Origin of the sequence: Novosphingobium chloroacetimidivorans (genome assembly GCF_014204535.1) — a bacterium.
Lineage (GTDB): Bacteria > Pseudomonadota > Alphaproteobacteria > Sphingomonadales > Sphingomonadaceae > Novosphingobium > Novosphingobium chloroacetimidivorans.
Genome location: NZ_JACHLR010000010.1, coordinates 49,161 through 71,315 on the forward strand (window position 1 = coordinate 49,161; position 22,155 = coordinate 71,315).

17 protein-coding genes are annotated in these 22,155 nt (G+C 64.3%); 8 read left to right on the forward strand and 9 right to left on the reverse strand.

Annotated features, from left to right (window positions below; all coding sequences use genetic code 11):
* Positions 1 to 8 precede the first annotated feature (8 nt).
* Positions 9 to 3,338: a glycosyl hydrolase gene (locus tag HNO88_RS12440; RefSeq protein WP_184245638.1), complete on the forward strand. Its 3,330-nt coding sequence runs from the start codon at positions 9 to 11 to the stop codon at positions 3,336 to 3,338.
* A 71-nt stretch (positions 3,339 to 3,409) separates the two neighbouring features.
* Here the strand turns inward: HNO88_RS12440 and HNO88_RS12445 are convergent, their stop codons facing one another.
* Both HNO88_RS12445 and HNO88_RS12450 read right to left on the reverse strand, forming a co-directional pair.
* The gene (locus HNO88_RS12445; protein WP_184245641.1) at positions 3,410 to 3,739 is read right to left on the reverse strand and encodes a hypothetical protein; all 330 of its coding nucleotides are present in this window, start codon (positions 3,737 to 3,739) and stop codon (positions 3,410 to 3,412) included.
* Between the two features lie 156 nt (positions 3,740 to 3,895).
* A complete protein-coding gene (locus HNO88_RS12450) occupies positions 3,896 to 4,543 on the reverse strand; it encodes a TetR/AcrR family transcriptional regulator (RefSeq protein ID WP_184245644.1) in 648 nt (215 codons plus the stop codon).
* Positions 4,544 to 4,685: 142 nt separating this feature from the next.
* Here HNO88_RS12450 and HNO88_RS12455 point away from each other — a divergent pair, with 142 nt between their 5' ends.
* Positions 4,686 to 5,465, forward strand: coding sequence for a sterol desaturase family protein (locus tag HNO88_RS12455; protein ID WP_184245647.1), 780 nt, complete (start codon positions 4,686 to 4,688; stop codon positions 5,463 to 5,465).
* A 25-nt stretch (positions 5,466 to 5,490) separates the two neighbouring features.
* Here HNO88_RS12455 and HNO88_RS12460 read toward each other — a convergent pair whose 3' ends face one another.
* The 4 genes from HNO88_RS12460 to HNO88_RS12475 are packed head-to-tail and all read right to left on the reverse strand — an operon-like array spanning position 5,491 to position 10,091.
* Complete coding sequence (locus HNO88_RS12460; RefSeq protein WP_184245650.1) at positions 5,491 to 6,276, reverse strand: DeoR/GlpR family DNA-binding transcription regulator; 786 nt, start codon at positions 6,274 to 6,276, stop codon at positions 5,491 to 5,493.
* Positions 6,277 to 6,295: 19 nt separating this feature from the next.
* Positions 6,296 to 7,543 carry an MFS transporter gene (locus HNO88_RS12465; RefSeq protein ID WP_184245653.1) on the reverse strand — a complete coding sequence of 416 codons (1,248 nt, stop codon included), beginning with the start codon at positions 7,541 to 7,543 and terminating at the stop codon, positions 6,296 to 6,298.
* Positions 7,540 to 8,691 (reverse strand): FMN-dependent L-lactate dehydrogenase LldD, encoded by a 1,152-nt coding sequence (gene lldD, locus HNO88_RS12470; protein ID WP_184245657.1) that lies wholly within the window; start codon positions 8,689 to 8,691, stop codon positions 7,540 to 7,542. The genes HNO88_RS12465 and lldD overlap by 4 nt, the downstream gene beginning before the upstream one ends.
* Positions 8,688 to 10,091: an FGGY-family carbohydrate kinase gene (locus HNO88_RS12475; protein ID WP_184245660.1), complete on the reverse strand. Its 1,404-nt coding sequence runs from the start codon at positions 10,089 to 10,091 to the stop codon at positions 8,688 to 8,690. Before HNO88_RS12475 ends, lldD begins: the two co-directional genes overlap by 4 nt.
* 93 nt (positions 10,092 to 10,184) lie before the next feature.
* Here HNO88_RS12475 and HNO88_RS12480 point away from each other — a divergent pair, with 93 nt between their 5' ends.
* The 3 genes from HNO88_RS12480 (at position 10,185) to HNO88_RS12490 (ending at position 13,936) form a co-directional block, all read left to right on the forward strand.
* Positions 10,185 to 12,302, forward strand: coding sequence for a bifunctional rhamnulose-1-phosphate aldolase/short-chain dehydrogenase (locus HNO88_RS12480; RefSeq protein ID WP_184245663.1), 2,118 nt, complete (start codon positions 10,185 to 10,187; stop codon positions 12,300 to 12,302).
* Between the two features lie 16 nt (positions 12,303 to 12,318).
* Positions 12,319 to 13,611 (forward strand): L-rhamnose catabolism isomerase, encoded by a 1,293-nt coding sequence (gene rhaI, locus HNO88_RS12485; protein ID WP_184245666.1) that lies wholly within the window; start codon positions 12,319 to 12,321, stop codon positions 13,609 to 13,611.
* Positions 13,612 to 13,681: 70 nt separating this feature from the next.
* Positions 13,682 to 13,936, forward strand: coding sequence for an Arm DNA-binding domain-containing protein (locus HNO88_RS12490; protein WP_184245669.1), 255 nt, complete (start codon positions 13,682 to 13,684; stop codon positions 13,934 to 13,936).
* Between the two features lie 75 nt (positions 13,937 to 14,011).
* Here the strand turns inward: HNO88_RS12490 and HNO88_RS12495 are convergent, their stop codons facing one another.
* Together HNO88_RS12495 and HNO88_RS12500 are read right to left on the reverse strand one after the other, a co-directional pair.
* Complete coding sequence (locus HNO88_RS12495; protein ID WP_184245672.1) at positions 14,012 to 15,346, reverse strand: c-type cytochrome; 1,335 nt, start codon at positions 15,344 to 15,346, stop codon at positions 14,012 to 14,014.
* On the reverse strand, positions 15,343 to 15,918 hold the full coding sequence (locus HNO88_RS12500) for a TetR/AcrR family transcriptional regulator (RefSeq protein ID WP_184245675.1): 576 nt from the start codon (positions 15,916 to 15,918) through the stop codon (positions 15,343 to 15,345). Before HNO88_RS12500 ends, HNO88_RS12495 begins: the two co-directional genes overlap by 4 nt.
* 143 nt (positions 15,919 to 16,061) lie before the next feature.
* Between HNO88_RS12500 and HNO88_RS12505 the strand changes: the two genes are divergently transcribed.
* The 3 genes from HNO88_RS12505 to HNO88_RS12515 are packed head-to-tail and all read left to right on the forward strand — an operon-like array spanning position 16,062 to position 20,345.
* Positions 16,062 to 17,297 (forward strand): hypothetical protein, encoded by a 1,236-nt coding sequence (locus HNO88_RS12505; protein ID WP_184245678.1) that lies wholly within the window; start codon positions 16,062 to 16,064, stop codon positions 17,295 to 17,297.
* Positions 17,290 to 19,017, forward strand: coding sequence for a DUF1592 domain-containing protein (locus tag HNO88_RS12510; RefSeq protein WP_184245681.1), 1,728 nt, complete (start codon positions 17,290 to 17,292; stop codon positions 19,015 to 19,017). The genes HNO88_RS12505 and HNO88_RS12510 overlap by 8 nt, the downstream gene beginning before the upstream one ends.
* Positions 19,014 to 20,345, forward strand: a complete 1,332-nt coding sequence (locus HNO88_RS12515) for a DUF1552 domain-containing protein (RefSeq protein ID WP_312857070.1) — start codon at positions 19,014 to 19,016, stop codon at positions 20,343 to 20,345. Before HNO88_RS12510 ends, HNO88_RS12515 begins: the two co-directional genes overlap by 4 nt.
* A 593-nt stretch (positions 20,346 to 20,938) precedes the next feature.
* Here the strand turns inward: HNO88_RS12515 and HNO88_RS12520 are convergent.
* Complete coding sequence (locus HNO88_RS12520) at positions 20,939 to 22,123, reverse strand: class I SAM-dependent methyltransferase (RefSeq protein WP_184245684.1); 1,185 nt, start codon at positions 22,121 to 22,123, stop codon at positions 20,939 to 20,941.
* Positions 22,124 to 22,155 lie beyond the last annotated feature (32 nt).

Here is a 22,155-nt window from a genome sequence, read left to right on the forward strand (position 1 = left end):
TCGGATCGATGAAGCGCAGGGCTGATTGGCGCACCGCTCTTGTCGTAACCACGGCCATTGCCGGCCTGGCTGCCGGAACCGGTCACGCGAAGGATCGGGAGGCGACAGGTGACGGCGCTCGCCTCGAGACCGATTTCCGCGATCCGCCCGCCACCGCTCGTCCGCGAGTGTGGTGGCACTGGATGAACGGCAACATCTCCGACGACGGCATCCGCAAGGATCTCGCCTGGATGAAGCGGGCAGGGCTGGGGGGCGTGCAGAACTTCGACGCCAATCAGGAGACGCCGCAAATCGTCCCCAAGCGGCTGACGTACATGACGCCTGAGTGGAAGCGAGCTTTCCAGGTCGCGGCGTCGGAAGCGCAGCGGCTGGGCCTGGAACTGGCAATCGCCTCCTCGCCGGGCTGGTCGGAGACCGGAGCACCATGGGTCGCGCCTGAAGATGGCATGAAGAAGCTCGCCTGGAGCGAGCGGCTGATCGAAGGGGGCAAGCGCTTCGACGGTGTGCTGCCGGCTCCCGCCAATGTGACCGGACCTTTTGGCGATCTCCCGACCGAGGAGGGCGTGCCGGGCAAGCAGACGCCGTCGGTTTACCGCGACTTCGCCGTGTTCGCCTATCCGGTCGGTCCTGGCGCGACTCTGCCCGCTCCCCGCTACAACGCCGGCGATCAGCAACTCGACACAGGCGCTTTGGTCGACGGCAAGCTGATGACTTCGGCCATCATCGATCTGGGCACGCGTGAGAGCCCGGCGACCGTTACCGCGACTTTTGCCTCGCCGCAGGAGGTCCGTTCGCTGACGCTCGCCGTGCCGGGCATCGCGCCCAGCCCACGTGGGCCCGGCTTGCTGCCGCGTCTGGAAGCGAGCCGTGACGGTAAGACCTGGACGAACGTAACCGACATTCCTGTCAGCGATGCACCCAGCACCGCCAGCTTCGCCTCAATCAAGGCATCGCAGTTCCGCGTGGTGTTCGCCCGTCCCGACGGTACGGACCGTTCGTTTGGCGGAGGTTTGCCGTCCAAGCTCCAGATACGCGAGCTGCGCTTCTCGGGAGAGAGCCGGGTCAACCTGTTCGAACCCAAGGCCGGCTTCTCGACGGTGCGCGACTACTATGCGCTCGACGCCGGCGCCAATCCCCGCCCGTCGGCACTCGCCCCACGCGATGTGGTGACGCTAACCGACAAGGTCCGTGCTGACGGCACGCTCGACTGGTCGCCGCCTGCCGGCTCGAACTGGCGCGTGGTCCGGCTCGGCTGGTCGCTGATCGGCAAGACCAACCATCCCGCCAGTCCGGAGGCAACCGGGTTGGAGGTCGACAAGATGGATCCGGCCGCGGTGCGTCGCTACCTGGACAAGTATCTCGCAGCGTACCGTTCGGCAGCAGGCGAGCCTCTGGTCGGCAAGGCGGGCGTGCGGGCGATCGTCAATGATTCAACCGAGGTGGGACCGTTCAACTGGACCGGCGACATGGCCGCGCAATTCAGACGCCTGCGGGGCTATGACCTGGCTCCTTGGTTGCCCGTACTTACTGGCGCAGTCGTGGGTTCGCGCGAGCAGAGCGACGCGTTCCTCTACGACTATCGCCGCACCATTGGCGAACTTCACGTCTCCGCACACTATGGCACGATAGCTCAGGTGGCGCACGAGAACGGGCTGAAGGTCTATGGTGAGGCGGTCGAGAACGCGCGCAGCACACTGGGCGACGATATGGCGATGCGAAGGTTTGCCGATTACCCGATGGCGGCAATGTGGTACGTTCCACGAGGCGCATCAATGCCCGCCGCCTTCATGGCTGATATACGGGGCGCGGCATCGGTCGCGCACGTGTATGGGCAGAACATAGCGGCGGCAGAGTCGCTGACCTCGATCATGAACCCATGGAACACAGGGCCAAATGAACTCAAGCAGATCATCGATTTGGAGTTCGCGCTTGGAGTCAATCGACCCGTCATTCATACTTCGGTACATCAGCCGGTAGATGATAAAGTGCCTGGCCTATCGCTGGGCGTGTTCGGCCAGTACTTCACCCGACACGAGACCTGGGCCGAGATGGCGCGGCCTTGGGTCGATTACATCGCGCGTTCTGCATACATGCTGCAGCAGGGCCGCAACGTCGCCGATGTGGCATTCTTTTATGGCGAAGAGGCTCCGCTCACCAGCTTGTATGCCACCGGCCTGCCGACCGAGGTGCCGGCCCCGTTCGCCTACGACTTCGTCGACCCCGACGCGCTGCGTGATGCGCTGAAGGTAGAGGGTCCCGAAATCGTGGCCAAGGGCGGAGCGCGCTATCGTGTGCTCTACCTGGGTGGATCTAGTCGGTGGATGACCCTGAGCGCCTTGCGCCAAGTCGCGGCTCTGGTAGAGGCAGGCGCAACCGTAGTCGGTGAGGCGCCGCAAGGCTCGCCCGGCTTGGGTGAGAACGGTCCGGAGTACGAGGCGCTTAAACGCAAGCTGTGGTCTGGCCAAACCACTAGCACGGTCGGCAAAGGCCGCGTCATCGCCGGTCGCGATGTCGGCGCAGCGCTGGCCTTAGCGCAAGTCGCACCGGACTTCGAAGCTGCCGGCGTTGCGGAAGGCGCGGACCTGCGCTTCGTGCATCGCCATCTCGACAATGCCGAAATTTACTTCGTCAATAATCGCCAGAATCGGAAGGAAGCCTTTGACGCGCACTTCCGCGTCACCGGCAAAGCTCCGGAGATCTGGCGCGCGACCACGGGCAAGGCGGAGGCAGTATCCTACCGCATCGAGAACGGCCGCACGACAGTGCCGCTGGCTCTTGATGAGGAAGAGGCGGTGTTCGTCGTCTTCCGCAAGCCCGCCAACGTTGCCTCCGCTACTCTCGCCAAGGCAAAACCGGTTACGGTGGCGACCTTGGACGGGCCGTGGCAGGTGAGCTTCGAGCCTGGTCGGGGCGCGCCTGCGTCCACGACGCTGCAGTTACTCTCGTCGCTGAGTGAGAGCAATATTCCGGGCATTCGCTACTTTTCAGGCATCGCGACCTATACGCAATCGCTGCGTCGCCCTGCCGCAGCGAGCGGCGAGCGCCTGTGGCTTGACTTGGGCGATGCCCGCGATGTCGCCGAAGTGCGGATCAACGGCAAGCTGGCGGGCGGCGTATGGCACGCGCCCTACCGCGTCGAAGTGACCGGCCTGCTACGTCCCGGCGTCAACAAGGTGGAGGTGAAAGTCGCCAACTTGTGGGTAAATCGATTGATCGGGGATCAGCAGCCCGATGCTAAGAAGATCACCTGGACCGCGATCAAGACCTACAGCAAGACCTCCAAGCTACGCCCTTCGGGACTGCTAGGACCGGTGCAGTTGCTTGGGCAGGGACGCTGACGGAAGATCGAGGCACGCCAGTCGCCTGTGCATGGAAGCGGGCGGCCGTTTATCGATCGCCCGCTTACCGTTCAGCTCGGCTTTGCGGCCGTGAGATCAGCCTGGATCTTGGCCAGCGTTTCATCGGTGAGCTGCTCGCCCGCGAACTGCTGAAGCTGTGACAGGGTCATGCCGCGACCCATCGCGATTTGCGGGTTGTTGACGATCTCGGGGATGTACTTGAGCAGGATCGCTTTGGAAGCCGCATCGTCCATGAGCGTGCCGAGGTCGGTTTCGTCCACCTTGTAGGCAGCCGCGGTCTTCGCGGCGGCAGTCGAGACCGGCGCAGGCGCCGCTTTGGCGGCAATGGGCAGGACTGCAGACGAGGCCACGAGCAAGGTTGAGATCAGGGTACGCATCATGGGGATTTCCTTTACCAAGTGGCCGCTGCATCAAGGCGCAAGGGCACTCATTCCGCGGGAGCCGATGCCGGATGCGGGAGAGTTTTCATATCATTTGCGAGCCATGAAGGTCAATATAGCTACTTGGCGTAGCTTAGAAATTCGGGGCGCTTCGGCTCACCACGCCGAAGCTCCCCGCAGCAGCTTGCCAACGAGACCGAGAGCGAGTCCCTCCGCTTCCTCTGCCTCGATCACTGACGCCTCGTCGCGCATCGCCACACTGCCAGCAACCGCGGCCATGATCAGCTCCGCTGCCCCTGCAGGATTCGCGGCTTCGATCCCAGCGGCGGGACCAAGCTCCTCGATGGTGGCGACCATCAGGGCTATCATGTTGCGATAACCCCACGAGGTGCTCACGGACAGCGCTTGCCTGTCGGCCTGCGGCAAGCTCGCCATGAGACGGTTGACGGCGCGAACCTCCGGCTTGGTGGCCCACCGCAGCAGAATGGCTGTGTAGGACGCCAGCCTGCACTCGAGATCCTCGCCTTCAGGCATACCCGCCTCCTCCGAGCGGAGGACCGACCACCGGTTCATTCGGCTGTCGATGGCGGCGCGCAGCAAGTCTGCTTTGTCGGAATAACGCTTGTAGATCGTTGTCTTGGGGATACGCAGCGCTGCCGAGAGCGCCTCGATTGAGAAGGCCTCGTAGCCATGCTTCAAGAACATTTCGGTGGCATGTTCAAGGATCTCATCCGTGATTTGCGCTGACAGTTTAGCGCTCGGCCGCCCTCTTCGGCGAACGGGCTGTTTAAGCGTTTCCTTCACTGCCGCCTTCCTCTCGATCGCGTGCTCGCTTGCGCAGGTAGCGGCTTCAAGCCCGATGGCAACGCCGCTTACCTTGACAAAATTACTTGCTCCTGCAAAGATACGATCAGTAGCTTATTTGATGGTGCGGAGTCGCGCAGGGATGTTGCAGGGTTTGATCAGCGGGGAGCAGATGCTGCAGGTGTGGCTCTACCTCTTCCTGGCAGCCGGTCTGGTCGCCGGGATCTGGACGGGTTTCTTCAAAGCACGAAAAATTCAACCGCGCGGGTTCAAATGGAAGATCCTGCGCAACGAAGCGCTGTTCGCGGCCGTCAATCTAGTAATCACCGCCTTCATCCTGGGCACCACGACGGAGTGGCTGACGGCTCGTGGCTGGATCAGCTTCCGCAGCGAACCCGCTGCTTGGTGGGTGATCGCGCTGGAGTACGTGCTCTATTTCTTCGCATTCGACACCTACTTCTACTGGCTCCACCGCTGGATGCACAAGGAGCCGTTCTATGGCTGGGTCCACAAGATCCATCACAAGTCGACCTCGCCCAACCTGCTGACCACGCTCTCGGTCAGCCCGCTCGAGTCGGTGATCAATGGTGGCTTCGTGCCATTGTTCCTGGCATTGTTCACGGTTCACGACGCGACCATGGCGCTGATCGCGCCGACCAACGTGATCATGGGCCTCTACGTCCATTCGGGTTACGAGTTCATGCCTCGCTGGTGGAACCGCAGCTGGCTGACCAAGTGGTTCATCACCGCCACGTTCCACGACCAGCATCACCGCTACTTCACCGGCAACTTCGGCGGCTACACCACGTTCTGGGATCGGCTATGCGGGACCATGCGCACCAAGTTTGAAGCAGACTTCGACAAGGTCAAGGAGCGCGCCGCCAGCGCCAAAAGGGTGAGCGCTCCAATCGAGGTGGGTTGAACGCGATAGTTTCGAGCATGTGTCGCTACTCGGCGATCAGAAGCCTGATGCCGGCTAAGCCCACCATTTTGCGACTGGCATCGTCGATCCCATGGTCGGTGATCAGGACGTCGATCTCGTCTAGCGCGCAGACAATCGCTCCGGAGCTCTGACGAAACTTGCTGCTGTCGATCAGCAGAATGACCTCTTCCGCGCGATCGATCAGACGGCGCTCGGCGGCGACCAGGATGACGTCCTGCTGCATGACCCCGGGCGGACCTACTGACGCCGCTCCCATGAACAGCTTGGGGGCATGGAACTGTGGCATCGAGTCCTCGCCCGCCGGCGCCAGAATTATGTTCTGCTCGCGGAATACCGTACCGGAGGGCAGCAGGATCCGCGTGCCTTCCTGAGGCAGCAATGCATCCACAAGGTGGAGCGAATTCGTCAGCACCTGCAGGTTCATGCCGGCTAAGTGCGGGCACATCTGAAGCGTGGTCGTGCCACCGTCGACCATGATTCCTTCACCTGGCTGGCAGAGTGATGCGGCCATGCGGCCGATCGCCTGCTTCTGCGCCAGGTTCTGCGACAGGGACTGCGCGAACGGCGTGCCTGCTAGGCGTGATGGCGGGCCCTTTTCCGTGCTGGCGGCCTCGGCGAGCTTGGCTCCGCCACGAACCCTCAAGATATCGCCGCGCTCTTCCAGGCGGGTGAGATCGCGGCGAATGGTGGCGGGAGAGGCGGCCAGGCTCGCCTCCAAGTCGCGATAGGAAACGAAGCCGGTGGGCTGCATCGCTTCCAAGATCAGCTTTTCGCGTTCCTCGGCATGCATGTCGCCCCACGTACTCCCTTCAGGCGGTGCGCCGTTCCGCCTCGAGTTGGTCGAGGGACTTACCCTCGTTGCGCGGTGCCCAGAGCGCTCCGATAAGGCCGCTCATGATCAGGAAGCCGGTAAGTATCCAGGCAAGGTTCGTAAAGCCTGTGGCATTGAGCATGGGCACGAAGAAGCTGAATACACCAAGCGCGATCCGCACCACCGCGAAGCAGACGCCCTGCGCCGTGGCCCGCAGGGCTGTGGGGAACTGCTCGGCACTCCAGAGCTGGAAGAAGCTCTGCGCGCCAAAGCCGCCGCCGAACTGGAGCAGCACGACGTAGAGCAGGGCGATCGGGATGGTCAGAGGAAATAAGGCGAGCAGGGCCATTCCTATCACCTGGATGACGGCCGAAACGATGAACAGCCAACGCTGGTTTACCTTGTCGGCCAGCTTCATGAAAACAAGATAGATCGAGACCATGCCGACAAAGAATGACAAGGCCTGGATCGCGACTGACTGCGCCTGCGTCGCCGCGCCCACCGTGCGCAGTATGTAGGGGAAGAAGAACCCGTTGGTGCCTGCCCACAAGTTCCAGAAGCCGTACATGCCCACGAGGCCCAGGATCGAGGCCAGGTGCTTGCCCTTGAACAAGGTGCTGACTTTGGGCCGCGGGTGCTCGGACTGTTGCGCCTCGACCCAGCGGCGGGATTCGTCCATCCGGCTGCGCAACAGCGTCAGGCCAAGGGCGATCACGACGAGGTGCGCAAAGACGATGCGCGCGCCCAGTTCACCCAGCGAGGTCAGCGCCAGGCTCATCAGCAGAACCACCACAGGACCAAGGTACCATAGCACTTGTGCCACGCCCGAGTGCTTGCCTCGCGACTTGTCCGGGGCCTGCTCCGCAATGAGGGACCAACTCGCGGGAATGTCCGCCCCGACTGCGAGCCCGACGATCAGGAAGCCCGTCACGATCATCCACGGTGCGACGGCGAAGACGAGCAGCAACATGCCGGCCGCGTAGATGAGCATGTCCCACTGGTAGATCTTCTTGCGGCCCAGCTTATCGCATAGCCTCCCGCCGATCAGCGCGCCGACGCCCGCGCCAATCGCATTGGGTCCAAAGGCGGCGATCAGGCCAACGAAGTCGTTGGATAGATTATAGCTTTCCTGCCACAGCGCGAGAGCGGCGGCACCGGCAACGATCGAGCCGGCATCGATATAGTTCGCCAGGCCGGCAAGGATCGTTTCGCTCCAGTTATCCCGTTCAACCGCCTGCTCGCTCATCCTTCGCTCCCGATCAGCACTGTTCTGTCTATTTCGCTCAACCGGGTTGTGCCGGTCAGGGCCATGGCGATGCGGATCTCCGCTTCGATGATGCCTAACATTTTGATGATAGCCGCTTCCCCGCCCGCAGCCAGCGCCCAGGCCCAGGCGCGGCCGAGCAGCACGCCCTTGGCGCCAAGCGCCAGCATACGCACCACGTCCAGGCCGGAGCGAATGCCACCATCGGCCAGCACGGTCAGCCTGTCACCCACGGCGTCCGCAATCGGAGGCAGCGCGCGCGCGCTCGACAGTACGCCGTCCAGTTGGCGACCGCCATGGTTGGAGACGACGATCCCGTCAGCACCCACTTCAGCCGCTTCGCGTGCGTCTTCGGGATCGAGGATGCCTTTGATCACCAGCGGCCCGTTCCATTCCGAACGGATGAAGTCGAGATCGCGCCAGTTGATCGACGGGTCGAAGTTGTTGCGCATCCAGGCGAAGAAATCCTCGATGCCGGTTTTGCCTTGTAGCACCGGAGCCACGTTGCCGAGCGTGTGCGGGCGGCCGTGCAGCCCGACGTCCCATGCCCAGGCCGGCCGTTGCACCGCCTGCCACATGCGCCATGCCGCACCCTTGAGCCCGGCCGTTCCGGCGAGCCCGGTCCGATAATCGCGATAACGGCTGCCCGGTACCGGCATGTCGACGGTGAAGACCAACGTCGAGCACTCGGCGGCTACAGCCTTGGCCAGCAGGTCGCGCATGAAGGCTCGGTCACGGATCATGTAGAGCTGGAACCAGAACGGCTTGGATGCGGCTTGCGCCACCTCGGCAATGTCGCACGCTCCCACGGTGGAGAGCGTGAACGGAATGCCGGCCTTCTCTGCCGCACGGACCGCCTGGCGCTCGCCGCGCCGTGCGTTCAGGCCGGCCAGGCCTATCGGCGCCAGGACGACGGGCAGGGCAAGCGGCTGGCCGAACAGCTCGGCTGAGAGATCGAGCTGCGACACGTCCCGCAGTACGCGCTGGCGCAAGGCGATGTCAGAGAGGTCGTCGACGTTGCGTCGTAGCGTCGCCTCGGCATACGATCCTCCGTCGATGTATTCGAACAGGAAGCGCGGCAGCCGGCGGCGGGCCGCTTCGCGAAAGTCGGGGATGGAGGCGAGGATCATGCGAAAGCTCCCACCGCTTCGCGCCAGCGCTGGCGATAGCCGGTGAGATCGCCCGCAAGCGGTTCGACCCGGCGCAGCCCACCTGGAGCGGCGAGCATCGGATTGATCAGTCGCAGCGCGCCGAACGACACGTCGTTATGGGCATTGGCTACAAAGACCTGCGTATCGGGGCGTAGCGAGGCCAGCGCGCGGACGAACACTTCGGCCTCGGCAAAGCGCCCCTCTACGAGCAGTCGGTCACGCGATCCGATGAGGTCGAGCGTGGTGTCGGCGACCAGCGCGGCGTAGAGGCACGCGGCGGCGCGGCGCGCGTACCAATCTTTGGGGTAGGCAATCCATGACGAGGACCCATCGGGAAAGGGGCCGCAGCCCGGCGCAAGAGTTGGGAGCAGCATCGCGCCGTTGGTTAGCACTTCAGGCACGGCGCCCAGCAGACGTGGTTGATCCGGCGTAATGTCGACGCGCCGTGTATCGATCTCGATCACCTGCTCGATCTCGCGCCCGCCCATGAAGCGCCCAGAAGGAACCGGCCAGCCGTAGGCATCGACGTTGATCAACGTGTCCCGGCCTTCCGGCAAGCAACTGTCCGTCATCACGGATGCAGGCCGGCGCATGGCCACGAACCACGTTCCGGTCGAGAGAACGGTCGCCTCCGCTCTGGCGATGTCGAGGAAGCCGCGCGCTGCGAGCAGCGCCGCGTTGGAGTCGTGGATGCCTGCCAGCACCGCTACCGACCCTGGCAAGCCGGTGGCTTCCGCCAGCGTTGGACGGATCTTGCCAACAGTGTCCTGCGCACGTGCGATAGGCGCGAAGCGTTCCGCCCATCCAAGGCGTTGCGCCATATCGGAAAAGCGCCCGGTTCCAGGCGACCACAAGTCGCTATGGCACCCAAGGCTGGTAACTTCGCTGACAGCTTCCCCACTCAGCCACCAGGCCCAATATTGCGCCCAGGGCAGCAGCGTGGCCGTGGTCATGGCCTTGGGATAGAGCCGTTCGGCCCAATACACTTGTGCTCCAAGGTTAAGCCCAGCCGGCAGCAAGGGCGAGCCGGTCTGTCCGAACGGGTCGCGCTCCTGGCGGTAGCTGGCGGCTACGTCCTCAGGCACGACCTGCTCGTAATCGAACGGCGCGAAGGCCGGGCCATCTGGCCCCAAAGCCACGAACCCCGCGCCGTGTCCGACCGGGACGATCACCTCAATTGGCTGATCCGCGTAGCGCGCCAGCGTCACGCGAAGCCATGCGGCAATGCCATCGTGGTCGAGGCGACGAATACCGTCCTGCTTCAGAACGACATTTGGTCGCGCTTGGCGATCGATCATGCGCCCGTCGCGAGTCCACAATGTGACCTTGCTCAGCGTCTTGCCGATATCGACGACAATGGTGGCGCCTCGCTCTGTCATGCTCGCCCGCTCAATCCTCATCTATGATCGCTTATGATCGCTTTGTATTGAAGTAGATTGATATTGGGAAGGGCCAATGATAGATGCATCGCCATGATCGTTGACACGCTCCTTGCTTCGCCCGCGACTCCCTTCGCCGTCCCCAGCAGTCGCTGGGATGACGCAGCAGCCGCAACGCTCTCTCCAGCCGAGCTGCTGCTGTACCGTTCGAATCTTCTAGGGTCGGACCTCACCGTCACCAACTTTGGCGGCGGAAACACTTCGGCCAAGCTCACTGAAGTCGATCCGCTTACCGGCGAGTCCGTGGAAGTGCTTTGGGTCAAAGGTTCGGGTGGCGATATCGGGTCGATGAAGCTCGACGGGTTCGCCACGCTCTACCAGGACAAGCTGCTCGGGCTTGAGGCACACTACGCCGGCCTCGAAGACGACGATAAGATGGTTGGCTACCTGCCGCACTGCACCTTCAACCTCAATGGCCGCGCCGCCAGCATCGATACGCCGCTGCACTCGCTGTTGCCGTTCGCGCACGTCGATCACGTTCATCCTGACTCGATCATCGCTCTTGCCGCTTCGTCCGGTGGTGAAGCGGCGACAAAGGAGATCTGGGGGGGGCGCATTGGCTGGCTACCGTGGAAGCGCCCTGGTTACACCCTGGGCGTCCAGTTGCGCGATTTTGTAAGGGCCAATCCGCAAGTCGAGGGCGTCATGCTCGCTGGGCACGGCATCATCTGCTGGGCCGACAGTGCGAAGGCCTGCTACGAACACACGATCGAACTGATCGCGGACGCCGCACGATTCCTAAACTCCAGACTTTCCGAGAAACCGGCTTTCAACGGTGCGTCCTCCGAACCTCTCTCCCTGGAGGAACGCGCCGCAACCTGTGCCGACCTTATGCCACGCCTGCGTTCCCTGATGAACGGAGCGAGGCGTAAGGTCGGCCACTTTTCGGATGATGCGGAGGCGCTGGAATTCGTCAACTCCGTCGATTTCGAAAGGCTAGCAAACCTGGGCACCTCATGCCCAGACCACTTCCTGCGGACCAAGATCGCACCGTTGACGCTAGATCCGGCACGGCTGCAGGACAATACCTACTTGGCCGAGAAGATCGCGGGCTATCGCGCTATGTACGCGGCTTACTACGAGCGGTGCCGCCGCCCCAACTCGCCCGCAATCCGCGACGCTAATCCCGTGGTAGTCTTGGTGCCAGGCGTCGGGCGAATGACGTTCGCAAGCGACAAGACCACTGCCCGCCTCGCCGGTGAGTTCTATGGCAATGCTATCAATGTCATGCGCGGCGCCGAGGCGATCGGCGACTACATCGCGCTCGATGAGCAGGAAGCCTTCGACATTGAGTACTGGCTGCTCGAGGAGGCGAAGCTGCAGCGCATGCCTGCACCCAAGCCCATGGTCGGGCGCATCGCTCTTGTCACCGGGGGTGCCGGCGGCATCGGCGCGGCGACGGCGGCAAGGCTGCTGGAAGACGGGGCATGCGTGATGCTGGCGGATCGCGACGGAAATGCACTCGACGAGGTGCGCACCGGCTTTGCCAAGCAGTTCGGCAAGGACGTGGTCCGCTCGGCCGTGTGCGACGTCACCGACGAGGCGCAAGTCCGCGCCGCGTTCGACGCCTGCGCCCGTGAGTTCGGTGGCTTGGACGTGCTGGTCGCCAATGCCGGCATCGCCTCGTCCGCTCCGATCGAGGAAACCACGATCGAGCTGTGGAACCGCAACTATGACGTTCTGGCGCAAGGTTATTTTCTCACCGCCAAGCACGCCTGGGCGCTGATGAAAGGTATGCAGGATCAGGGCGGCACGTCTATCGTGTTCATCGGCTCGAAGAACGCGGTCGCTGCCGCTACCAATGCCAGCGCCTATGCTTCGGCCAAGGCTGCGGCCAACCACCTGGCCCGCTGCCTAGCCCTGGAAGGCGCGCCGCATGGCATCCGCGTTAACACGGTCAATCCCGACGCGGTGATCAAGGGCAGCCGCATCTGGGACGGCGACTGGCGCAAAGAGCGTGCGGGCGCCTATGGCATCGACTCAGGAGCCGAACTCGAGGCGCACTACCGTGATCGCTCGATGTTGAAGCGCGATGTGCTTCCTTCCGACATCGCGGAAGCCGTCTTCTTCCTTGCGAGCGACCAATCCGCCAAGTCGACAGGCAATATGATCAACGTCGACGCGGGCAACGCCCAGGCCTTTACCCGCTGAGGCGAGGATACCAGATATGACCGACCTTCCGATTTCCGCCGAACTTATAGCCGAGAGCAATGCGCGCGAACTCGCCGCGCTGGAGGACGATTATGCCTCTCTCGGCCGCAAGCTCGAACGTACCGGCATTGATATCGAAGCGATCAAGAGCCGCATCGCCAGCTTTTCGGTCGCAGTGCCCAGCTGGGGCGCGGGCCGTGGCGGCACGCGTTTCGCCAAGTTCCCGATTCCGGGCGAGCCGACTTCGATCCATGAGAAGCTGGAGGATTGCGCGGTCATCCAGCAGCTCAGTCGCGTTACACCTCGTGTAAGCCCGCACTTCCCGTGGGACAAGGTATCCGACTACAGGGGCCTGCGCGAGGAAGCGGCAAGCCTTGGCCTCAGCTTCGACGCGGTGAACTCCAACACGTTTCAGGATCAGGCAAATCAGGCGCATTCCTATGCGACCGGCTCGCTTTCCTCGACGATCGAGGCAACGCGGATGCAGGCGATCGAGCACAACATCGAGTGCATTGAGATCGGCCGGCAGCTCGGTTCCAAGGAGCTGACGGTATGGGTCGGTGACGGTACCAACTTTCCCGGCCAGCAGGACCTTGCGCGCAGCCTCGACCGTTATCTCGAAGCGGCCGCAGAAGTCTACACGGCGCTCCCTGAAGACTGGCGCATGCTGCTCGAGCACAAGATGTTCGAGCCGGCGTTCTACTCGACCGTAATCAGCGATTGGGGGTCCTCGATCCTCGCGGCGCAGGAGCTGGGGCCCAAGGCCAAGTGCCTGGTCGACCTTGGCCATCACGCGCCCAACGTGAACATCGAGCAGATCGTCGCGCGCCTTCATCGCTTCGGCAAGCTGGGCGGTTTTCACTTCAACGACAGCAAGTACGGCGACGACGATCTCGACTCTGGCTCGATCAACCCGCACCAGCTCTTCCTGGTGTTCAACGAGCTGATCGAAGCCGAGTTGAACCCGCGAGAGGGCTTCAATCCAAGCTACATGATCGACCAGTCGCACAACGTGACCGACCCGATCGAATCCATGCTGTCATCGGCCGAGGCCATTACCCAATGCTTCGCCAAGGCACTGCTGGTCGACCGTGAGGCGCTTCACTTCGCACAGGAGGCCAATGACACGATGATGGCGTTCCAAGCGCTGCGTCGTGCCTACAATACAGACGTCGCACCGATCGTGTCGCAAGCGCGGCTCGAAGCGGGCGGCGCAGTCGATGTCCTTCGCACATATCGCGAGAGTCGCTACCGCTCGCGCAAGTCGCAGGAGCGGAAGGCGGTAGGCCTCGGGGCGGGCATCGTCTGACGCAATGGCTTAGAGGCAGCGGGCAAGTGAGGCTCAATCTAGCCTAAGCGATGTCCATTTAAGGTGTGCGATGCCAAGGAAGCTGCGAAACGCCTTGTCTGCAGACTATGTGCAGGATGCAGTTCCAGGACGCTATGTAGATGGCGACGGACTTCACCTCCTGGTTCGACGCTCAGGCTCCCGTTCTTGGGTATTTCGCTTCATGGTGCAGGGTAAATCACGCGACATCGGACTTGGTCCAGCCGGTCCGGGAGGCATTGCACTCGAAGAGGCTCGGCAGCGACGCGATCAGTACCGCGCATCATCACAGAAGCTTCAAAGCTAAGGGTCAACGCGGCGGCTAAAAGCCTCTTTACTGACGCTCATGGTCGAGCGCGGCCGAGACGCACGCCGCAGCATTCTACCGCTGCCTGCGTACCTGTTCGCGCGAGACTTGCGGCGCATTGTTGCCAAAGCTGCTGCGCAAGTACGTTGCCAGCGCCGCGACATCCTCATCTGACAACCGCTTGCCGAAGGGCTTCATCGTCGTGCGATTGGCGGAGAATGGCGGGTCGGGTAGGTCTGGGCCGTAAAGGATGACGTTAATCAGCGAGGACGGGTCCCGCGCCTGGACGATCGTGTTGTGCACCAGCGGCACGCCCAGGATGCGGTCGCCCTTGCCGTCGGGCAGGTGACAGGTGCCGCAATGGACGGTGTAGACCACCTCGCCCTGATTCACGCCCGAACGCAGCGCCGCGAAGTTCCAGCGACCGGGTGCGGGCTCGATCCCGCGCAGGTACGTGGCGATGGCGGTGGCGTCGGCCGGCGCCAGGCGCGCGGTGGAGGCGAACACCTCGGTCATTGGCCCGTGCACCACCGCGCGGCGGTTCTTGCCGGTGAGCAGGTACTGCCGCAGGTCGTCAGCGCTCCAGTCGCGCAGACCGTGCGGACCGGGGGTGAGGTCGACCGCGGCCCACTTGCGGTAGGCCCCGCTCTTGACCAGGTCGGTGTAGGTGCCGCCCTGCAACGCCCGACCCTCATCGGGCGCTCCCAGCATGTTGCGCGGGGTGTGGCAAGCGCCGCAGTGGGCGACCGCCTCGACCAGGTAGGCCCCGCGGTTCCAAGCGGGCGAGCGCCCTGTCTCGGGCTGGAACGCGGCATCGTCGTGGAACAGCCGCTTCCAAAAGTGCAGCAGCGCGCGGTTGCCGAAGGGGAAGTCCATCACGTTGCCGCGATTCGCCTGCGCCACCGGCGGGATCGAGCGCAAGTAGAGGTAGAGCGAGGCGAGGTCGCGATCGCTCATCTTTGCGAACGAGGTGTAGGGAAAGGCGGGATAAAGGTGCGAGCCATCGGGCCGCAGCCCACGCTTCATCGCGGCATGAAACTGCGCGTAGGTCCAGGCGCCGATGCCGACGGTCCGGTCCGGCGTGATGTTGGTGGAGTAGAGCGTGCCGAACGGCGTCGCGAACTTGACGCCGCCGGCGTTGGCGGCTCCGCCGGGCGCGGTGTGGCAGGCGGCGCAATTGCCGACTTGCGCGAGGTAGCGGCCCTCCGCCACGCTGCCGCCATGGGTGTCCAGTGGCGCGGGCGCGGCGATCGCGATCGGCCGGAACACGTAGGCGGCGACCGCTCCCGCCAGCAGCAGTACGACCAGGCCGAGCCAGAAGCACCCGCGCCAGGACCAGCGCTTCGCGGCCCAGTTACGTCGGCCGGCAGGCGGCACTTCGGCGGGCATGTCAGGCGCGGCGGCGCTCACAGGCCGGCCTCGTCGAGCGGGATGCGGGCCAGGCGCACCCAGACGATCGCCCGCTCCCGCAGGAATTCGGCGGCATCAGGATGCTGACTGGTGTGCCAGTTCATCATCGACCCGGTCATGTGCGCCATAAACGCGTCGACCGCCGCCGCTTTCTCGATCGCGATGGGCGGCATGGCCCGGGCGATCAGCGCGCGCAGCGCCTCGCCGCGCCGCTCTTCCAGCACCATCAAGATCGGGTCCTGAATGCTGGTATGATAGCGATACATGAAGTTGGTAAAGCGCTCGCGCTTGCCGATCATCGTGCCCAGCAACTCGGCGACGCGGATCAACCCCGCCGCGCCTGGCTCCACCACGATCGCCTGCATCCGCGTCTCGAACTCCACCACCATCCGGTCCATCAGCCGGCGCTTGAGATCGTCGAGGTTGCCGAACCGCTGCGTGATCGCCGCGCGCGACAGGCCGACCCTGCGCGCGATCTCCGAGATGCTGAGTTCGTGCGGGCCCAACTCCGCCAGCACGGCCGCGGTCGCGTCCAAGACCTGGGCATCGGTGACCGAGAGGGGACGGGCCATGCAGGCAACTGCTTCCTTGGTGATGCGGGAGACGCGAATATTTCCCGCCCATATCAACGCTTGCTGTTTCTTACAAGTCTGTTACTTACAGTCCCGTAAGGAACTCGAGCGAAGTCTCGCAGGACAATTGGAAGAGGCATTGGATGGCGTTGCGCCACCGCATCGGACGCAAGGGAGTATTGCTGGCCGCGGGCGTGGTTCTCGCGGTCGGCAGCCTCGTCACTTACTCCTACCGGGCCCCCGCGCGCCTGCAGGCGGGTGGCGGCTCGTTCCTGCGTGACGGTACCGCCGGCTTCGTCGTCACCGACATTGCCTACGCCCTGGGGCCCGACACGCAGGACACCCCGGCCTGCCCGCAAGGCATGTCGCTGGACGTCTCGCAGATCTTCGCCGCCAGCCCAGACGGGCAGCAGCGCCCTGGCGAGGACGACGAGGCCTATACCAAGCGCAAGGAAGCCGGGGGCAAGGCCCTCTCGGCAACGGCGGATGGGCGCGACTACTGCACCAACCCGGCCCTCGCGCCGGTGGATACGCATGCCCGCCTGCTGCTTGACCCGCGCGCCCGGGCCGAGGGCATCGACCTCGACGGCAAGATCTCGCGCTCGCCCGCCGACGCTCGCAGCGGGAAACTGGACTTCGTCGGGATCGATGGGACCAAGGGCGTCGACAACCAGTTCTGGCGCGCGGTGGGCTGCAATCGCTCGTACCAGAGCCGCGGCCAGTCGAACGGTTTCAAGATCGAAATGTACTCCGGCTCGTGGGGCATCCTAATCAAGCTCGATGGCGTCGACGACCTCCGGAACGACGATTCAATCAAAGTCGGGCTCTACGCCAACGCTGACCCGCTCCAGGTCAGCCCGACGCGCAACGCGCTCGAATACGCGACCTACGCAATGGATGCCGATAAGCGCTTCCGGGCCGAGACCACCGGGCGTATCCGCGACGGGCTTCTGACCACTGACCCGGTCGACGTGCGCTTCCACCACGTCGTCAACGGCATGTACCTGGAGCGGCCGCTGCGCGATGCGCGCATGCAGGCGACGCTTTCGCCGCACGGCGTGCTCAAGGGCTTTCTCGCCGGCTACTCCCCGGTCGAGGCGATCTACAACTATCAGTTCGGCTTCCGCGACGCAAAGGATGCTGCCGGCAAGCCGACGCTGCAGCGCGCCGTCGCCTCGGCCAACGGCGCCGCGCGGGTGCTGGGCCACACCTGCCCCGGCATGTGGCAATCGCTGCACCGCATGGCCGACGGGCACCGCGACGCGAAGTCGGGCGCGTTCACCTCGATCTCCACGCAATACCGCATCGAGGCGAGGCCGGCCTTCGTGGTCGACGTGCTGACCCACAGTAAGAACGACAAACTGGTGCGCAATGACTAGCCCTGACCCCACTTTGCCCGCCGCCCTGCGCCGCTGGAGCCGGTTGCGCCGCGCCCGCTTCCCGGTGCTGGCTGGCGGCGCGCTCGTGCTGCTGCTGGCGCTCGCCGGCGCGCAGTTCATGGAGCCGAGCGAGCCGGAGCCGGTCGGCGGCCCGCCGATGATGCGTCGCCTGACCGAGGCCCAGTACCGCGCCATCATCGCCGACATCTTCGGCCCGCAGGTCCCGGTCACCGGCCGCTTCGAAAAGGCGGTCCGCGTCGGTGGGATGATCGCGATCGGCACCGGCAGCGCCGGCATATCGCCCTTCGCGATCGAGCAGTACGACGCCTCCGCCCAGGGGATCGCCGCCGCGGTGATGAGCCCGTCGCGCCGCAACCGCTACCTGACTTGTGGCCCCAGCGATGTGCGCCGATTCGACCAGCCTTGCGCGACGCAGTTCCTGAACCAGAACGGCCGGCTCCTGTTCCGCCGCGCGCTGACCCCGGCCGAGACCAACAAGTACGTCGGACTCGCGCGCCGCGCCACCGGGCAGCTGGGCAACTTCCACCGCGGGCTGGAGCTCAGCCTCTACACCATGCTCATCGCGCCCGACTTCCTGTTCCGGATCGAGCACGCGAAGCCGGGCCTCGATGGCCGCCCGGGCGAGCTCGACGCCTATTCGCGCGCCTCGCGGATTGCCTTCTTCCTCACCGGTTCCACGCCCGACGACGCGCTGCTGCGCGCCGCCGAGCAGGGCGAACTGGACCGGCCCGGCGGCGTGGAGCGCCAGGCCGAGCGGCTGATGGCCACGCCCCGCTACGAGCAGGCGGTGCGCAGCTTCTTCGCCGACATGATGCAGTTCGACCGTTTCGGCGACTTGTCAAAGGACCCGGCGATCTACCCCGCGTTCAACTCCGACCTGGCCGAGGACGCGCAGGAGCAGACGCTGCGCACCGTGGTGGAGCACCTCGTCACCAAGCGCGGCGACTATCGCGACCTTTTCACCACCCGCGACACCTTCCTCACCCGCAGCCTGGGCGTGGTCTATCGCACGCCGGTGCCGCAGCGGGGCGAGTGGGTGCCCGCGACCTTCGCGCCCAGCGCGCATCGCGCCGGCATCCAGTCGCAAGTGGCGTTCCTCTCGCTCCACTCGCACCCGGGACGCACTTCTCCGACGCTGCGCGGCTATGCGGTGCGGCAGATCTTCCTGTGCCAGGACGTGCCCGACCCGCCCGCCACGGTGAACTTCACCGCGATCGAGGCCAGCGCCCACAGGCCAAACGTCACCGCGCGCGACCGAATTTTTCAGCACGCCACCGACGCCTCGTGCGCGGGCTGCCACAAGGTCATGGACCCGCTCGGCCTGACGCTGGAGAACTACGACGGGCTAGGCACCTTCCGCCAGCGCGAGAACGGCGCGCTGATCGACACCAGCGGCTCTCTCGACGGCACGGACTTCGACACAACCGATGGCCTCGCCAATGCGCTGCACGATCACCCGGAGACGCCGCGCTGCGTGGCCGAACGGATGTACAAGGCGGCGGTCGGCCGCGACATCACCTGGAACGAGCGCTACTATCTCGACTGGCTGATCGGCCGGTTCGCGGCGGACGACTATCGCATCCCCGACCTGATGCGGCGGATCGTCACCAGCGCCGAATTCTTCGCCACCACCCGGCCGGTCATGCCCGGCACCCTCGTGCGCGCAGACGCCCGCACCATCGCTGGAGACAGGCTGTGACCTCTCTTTCCCGCCGCACGATGCTGCGCGGCGCTATCGGCTCCGCCGCCGTAGGCGTGGCGCTGCCGCTGCTCGACTGCTTCCTCGACACCAACGGCGTGGCGCTGGCCGCAACCGGACAGCGCATCCCGGTCCGCTTCGGAACCTGGGTATGGGGCTGCGGGTTCATACCGGAGAAGTGGATCCCGACCACGGTGGGCCACGGCTACGCCCTGCCCGCGGACCTCGCCCCGCTGGAGCCCTACCGCGACAAGCTGGCGCTGTTCAGCGGCTTTGACGTCAAGCTCGACGGCGTCGCCAACAAACCGCACATCACCGGGTGCCTGGGCCTGCGCACCGGCATCCCCGTCCCCAACGAGGACGTGAAAGCCCCGACGCTCGACGTGCTGATCGCGCAGAAGATCGGCGGCGAGACGCGCTTCCGCTCGCTCGACGTCTCCACCTGCGGGCTCAAGAAGTCGTACTCGTACCACGCGGCCGGCTCGCCCAACCCCAGCGAGACCTCGCCAAGCGCGCTGTATCGCCGTATCTTTGGCGCCGGATTTCAGGACCCCAGCGCTTTGGCGTTCGAGCCCGACACGCGGATCATGGCGCGGCGCAGCGTCCTCTCCGCGGTCACCGACGACCGCCAGCGCCTGATGCGCACCGTCAGCGCCAGCGATCGCGCCCGGCTGGACGAATACTTCACCTCGATCCGCCAGATCGAGCAGCAGCTAGACCTGCAGCTGCAACCGCCTGCGCCGGTGAAGGACTTCACCCGCCCCGCCGCTCCCGACGAGGAAGGGCAGGGTTCCGAGATGGGCCAGGTGATGGAGACGCACCGCATTATGGCCGACCTGCTCGCCAAGGCGCTGCAGGTGAATCAGACGCGGGTATTCAACGTCCTGTTCTCCGACACGGCCTCCAACCTGCGGCGCGAGGGCGAGACCACTACTCACCATACCCTGACGCACGAGGAGCCGGCTGACGCGGTGCTCGGCTACCAAAAGGAGCACTCTTACTTCGCGACCCAGAGCATGGTCGCGTGGAAGGAGTTCCTCGACTCCCTGGCGAGCATTCCCGAGGGCGACGGCACCTTGCTCGACAACTGTCTGGTAATGGCGCACTCGGATTGCTCGATCGCCAAGGCCCACGCGGTCGAAGGCATCCCTACCATGATTGCGGGCAACTCCGGCGGAGGCGTGCGCACCGGATACCACCTTGACGGTAAGGGCGACTCCATCGCGCGCCTTGGCCTTACCGTGCAGCAGGCTATGGGCGTGCAAGTGGAGAAGTGGGGTCAGTTGTCTATGGAGACCAACCGCACGATCACTGAACTGATCGCTTGATAAAGCGATTACACTTACACGGCTTGTCCCGTGTCTAAGCCGGCTTTGAAACTTGATTGTGGCTGATCTTGCTTGCGAACGCTGGCCGTGACCTAGATCTTCGAAAGAAAGGAACAGCGCGCCAGCACTGCCGTCGGGAAATGGATACGCAGGCGCTCAAATGACAGCAGGCAGCAATCGCGCGAGCCTGGTTGAGTACAGGTCCGCTTCAACAACGCTCATTTTCGGCAGTACGGGCAACCCAGCGACACGTGCTCCCGGACGCTTACGGTTGCTCGCTAGTCACTGCCCGTTATGCACGATGTGGTCTGAACCCGATATGATGTCACCTCGCCATGCCGGTAAGCGTCCGCCAAGGACAGCCAGTAGCGGTAAACGTCCGTTCGTTCAGGCGACGGGCAGGGCACTCCAGCGCCTGCCGATGGTGGATAGCGGAATGGCCGGTTTGGAGCGGGACGTTCAGTAAACGTCCGTTTGTTCACGCGACGGGCCGGGCGCCTCAACTCCTGCCGGTGGTGGTTAAAGGTCTGTGCGCTTAGGAGAAGCCGAAGAGTCTTGTGCTCGTTCGTTCATGTGCCCGGGGGGCCTTGGGTCTACTCAGGCTTGTGGCACACCAAAACAGTTTCAGTTCGCATCCGCTTAGACAGGCTCTCGCCTGCGATCGGTAGATAACGGCTGGCCTCGGGAAGGCTGCGCTCACGTCGCTCGACCACTGCCATGCCGGCGCGCTCCGCGGCCGTGGCCACGCCGGTGGCGTTGTTGATGAACGCGCCCTTTATGCAGCTATTCCCGACAACGAACGTCGCCTTGCACCCGGGCCTCAGAACGCGATGAACTTCGGAGGTCATCCCGATCAGATCGAGCGCATATCGCTCGATCACACCCTCCAACCTCCTCGCGAGCGGTTCGTCACCCCTCATCGCGCATGCCACGCGCGCGACGTCCACAGCGTGATCGTGTGCGTCGGCGGAGCGTTCGGCCCCGATCGAGCTGGACCGGATGCTCCGCAGCGCAGGCACCGAGTGACCTAGCCAGACCAGCGACATGCGATGTCCGCGCATATAGTCGATAGCATTCAGATAGGGGGGCGAAGTGATGACGGCATCTACGCTGGCATCAGGTATAGAGAGTGCGCGGGCATCGCCCTGACCGACGCGCGCGCGTCCAGTGGGCGGTGCGGCGAGAAGGCGCTTGCGGAGCTGCGCGACCGACCGTTCGAAGTTGGGGATTACCTTGTATTCCGACACGGTAGCGACGCGATGTGGTCGGCTGTGCGACGTATCACGGGCGAGCGACGCGCCTTGTTCCTTGGTGATGATAATGCGGCTGAACGCGACGCGCAGAACGTCGAGCGCGGCGGCATGGCCATCGGGCTGAGCGATCCGGCCGAGCGTATCAAGCGCGTGCGCGATCCGCGCCAGATCGGCGCGTTGCGCTTTGTAAAACCAGAAGTCGACGAAACAGGCTGTTTCGGCATCGCTCTGCCATTCCAGCACCGGCTCATCATCGCGCGCGACCAGCGCGAGAACCTGGGCGAGGACCGAGCCGATGTCGTCGTCGCTGACCGCGGTCGTCCAAGCTCTGCTCATCAGGACAGCCAGTGGGTCGAGGTCGCATCCAACCGCATCGTGCCCCGCGTCCAACGCGTGCCGGACGACCGTGCCGGACCCCATCATAGGATCAAGTACGGTGCTGCCTACCGGCAGGTTTTCCAGCGGCACGAGCGCGAGATCTGGCGCCATTCGTGCCGGAAACGGATGGATCGATCGGACCTTCATAGATCTGGTCCTAGGGGTCATTCGCGTCGAAG

Coding starts and splice junctions, on each gene's coding strand:
- HNO88_RS12455 (WP_184245647.1), top strand. CDS start 4,686: ATGTTGCAGGGTTTGATCAGCGGGGAGCAGATGCTGCAGGTGTGGCTC.
- HNO88_RS12465 (WP_184245653.1), bottom strand. CDS start 7,543: ATGAGCGAGCAGGCGGTTGAACGGGATAACTGGAGCGAAACGATCCTT.
- HNO88_RS12500 (WP_184245675.1), bottom strand. CDS start 15,918: ATGGCCCGTCCCCTCTCGGTCACCGATGCCCAGGTCTTGGACGCGACC.
- HNO88_RS12475 (WP_184245660.1), bottom strand. CDS start 10,091: ATGACAGAGCGAGGCGCCACCATTGTCGTCGATATCGGCAAGACGCTG.
- HNO88_RS12490 (WP_184245669.1), top strand. CDS start 13,682: ATGCCAAGGAAGCTGCGAAACGCCTTGTCTGCAGACTATGTGCAGGAT.
- HNO88_RS12440 (WP_184245638.1), top strand. CDS start 9: ATGAAGCGCAGGGCTGATTGGCGCACCGCTCTTGTCGTAACCACGGCC.
- HNO88_RS12480 (WP_184245663.1), top strand. CDS start 10,185: ATGATCGTTGACACGCTCCTTGCTTCGCCCGCGACTCCCTTCGCCGTC.
- HNO88_RS12520 (WP_184245684.1), bottom strand. CDS start 22,123: ATGAAGGTCCGATCGATCCATCCGTTTCCGGCACGAATGGCGCCAGAT.
- HNO88_RS12460 (WP_184245650.1), bottom strand. CDS start 6,276: ATGCATGCCGAGGAACGCGAAAAGCTGATCTTGGAAGCGATGCAGCCC.
- rhaI (WP_184245666.1), top strand. CDS start 12,319: ATGACCGACCTTCCGATTTCCGCCGAACTTATAGCCGAGAGCAATGCG.
- HNO88_RS12510 (WP_184245681.1), top strand. CDS start 17,290: ATGACTAGCCCTGACCCCACTTTGCCCGCCGCCCTGCGCCGCTGGAGC.
- HNO88_RS12505 (WP_184245678.1), top strand. CDS start 16,062: ATGGCGTTGCGCCACCGCATCGGACGCAAGGGAGTATTGCTGGCCGCG.
- HNO88_RS12445 (WP_184245641.1), bottom strand. CDS start 3,739: ATGATGCGTACCCTGATCTCAACCTTGCTCGTGGCCTCGTCTGCAGTC.
- lldD (WP_184245657.1), bottom strand. CDS start 8,691: ATGATCCTCGCCTCCATCCCCGACTTTCGCGAAGCGGCCCGCCGCCGG.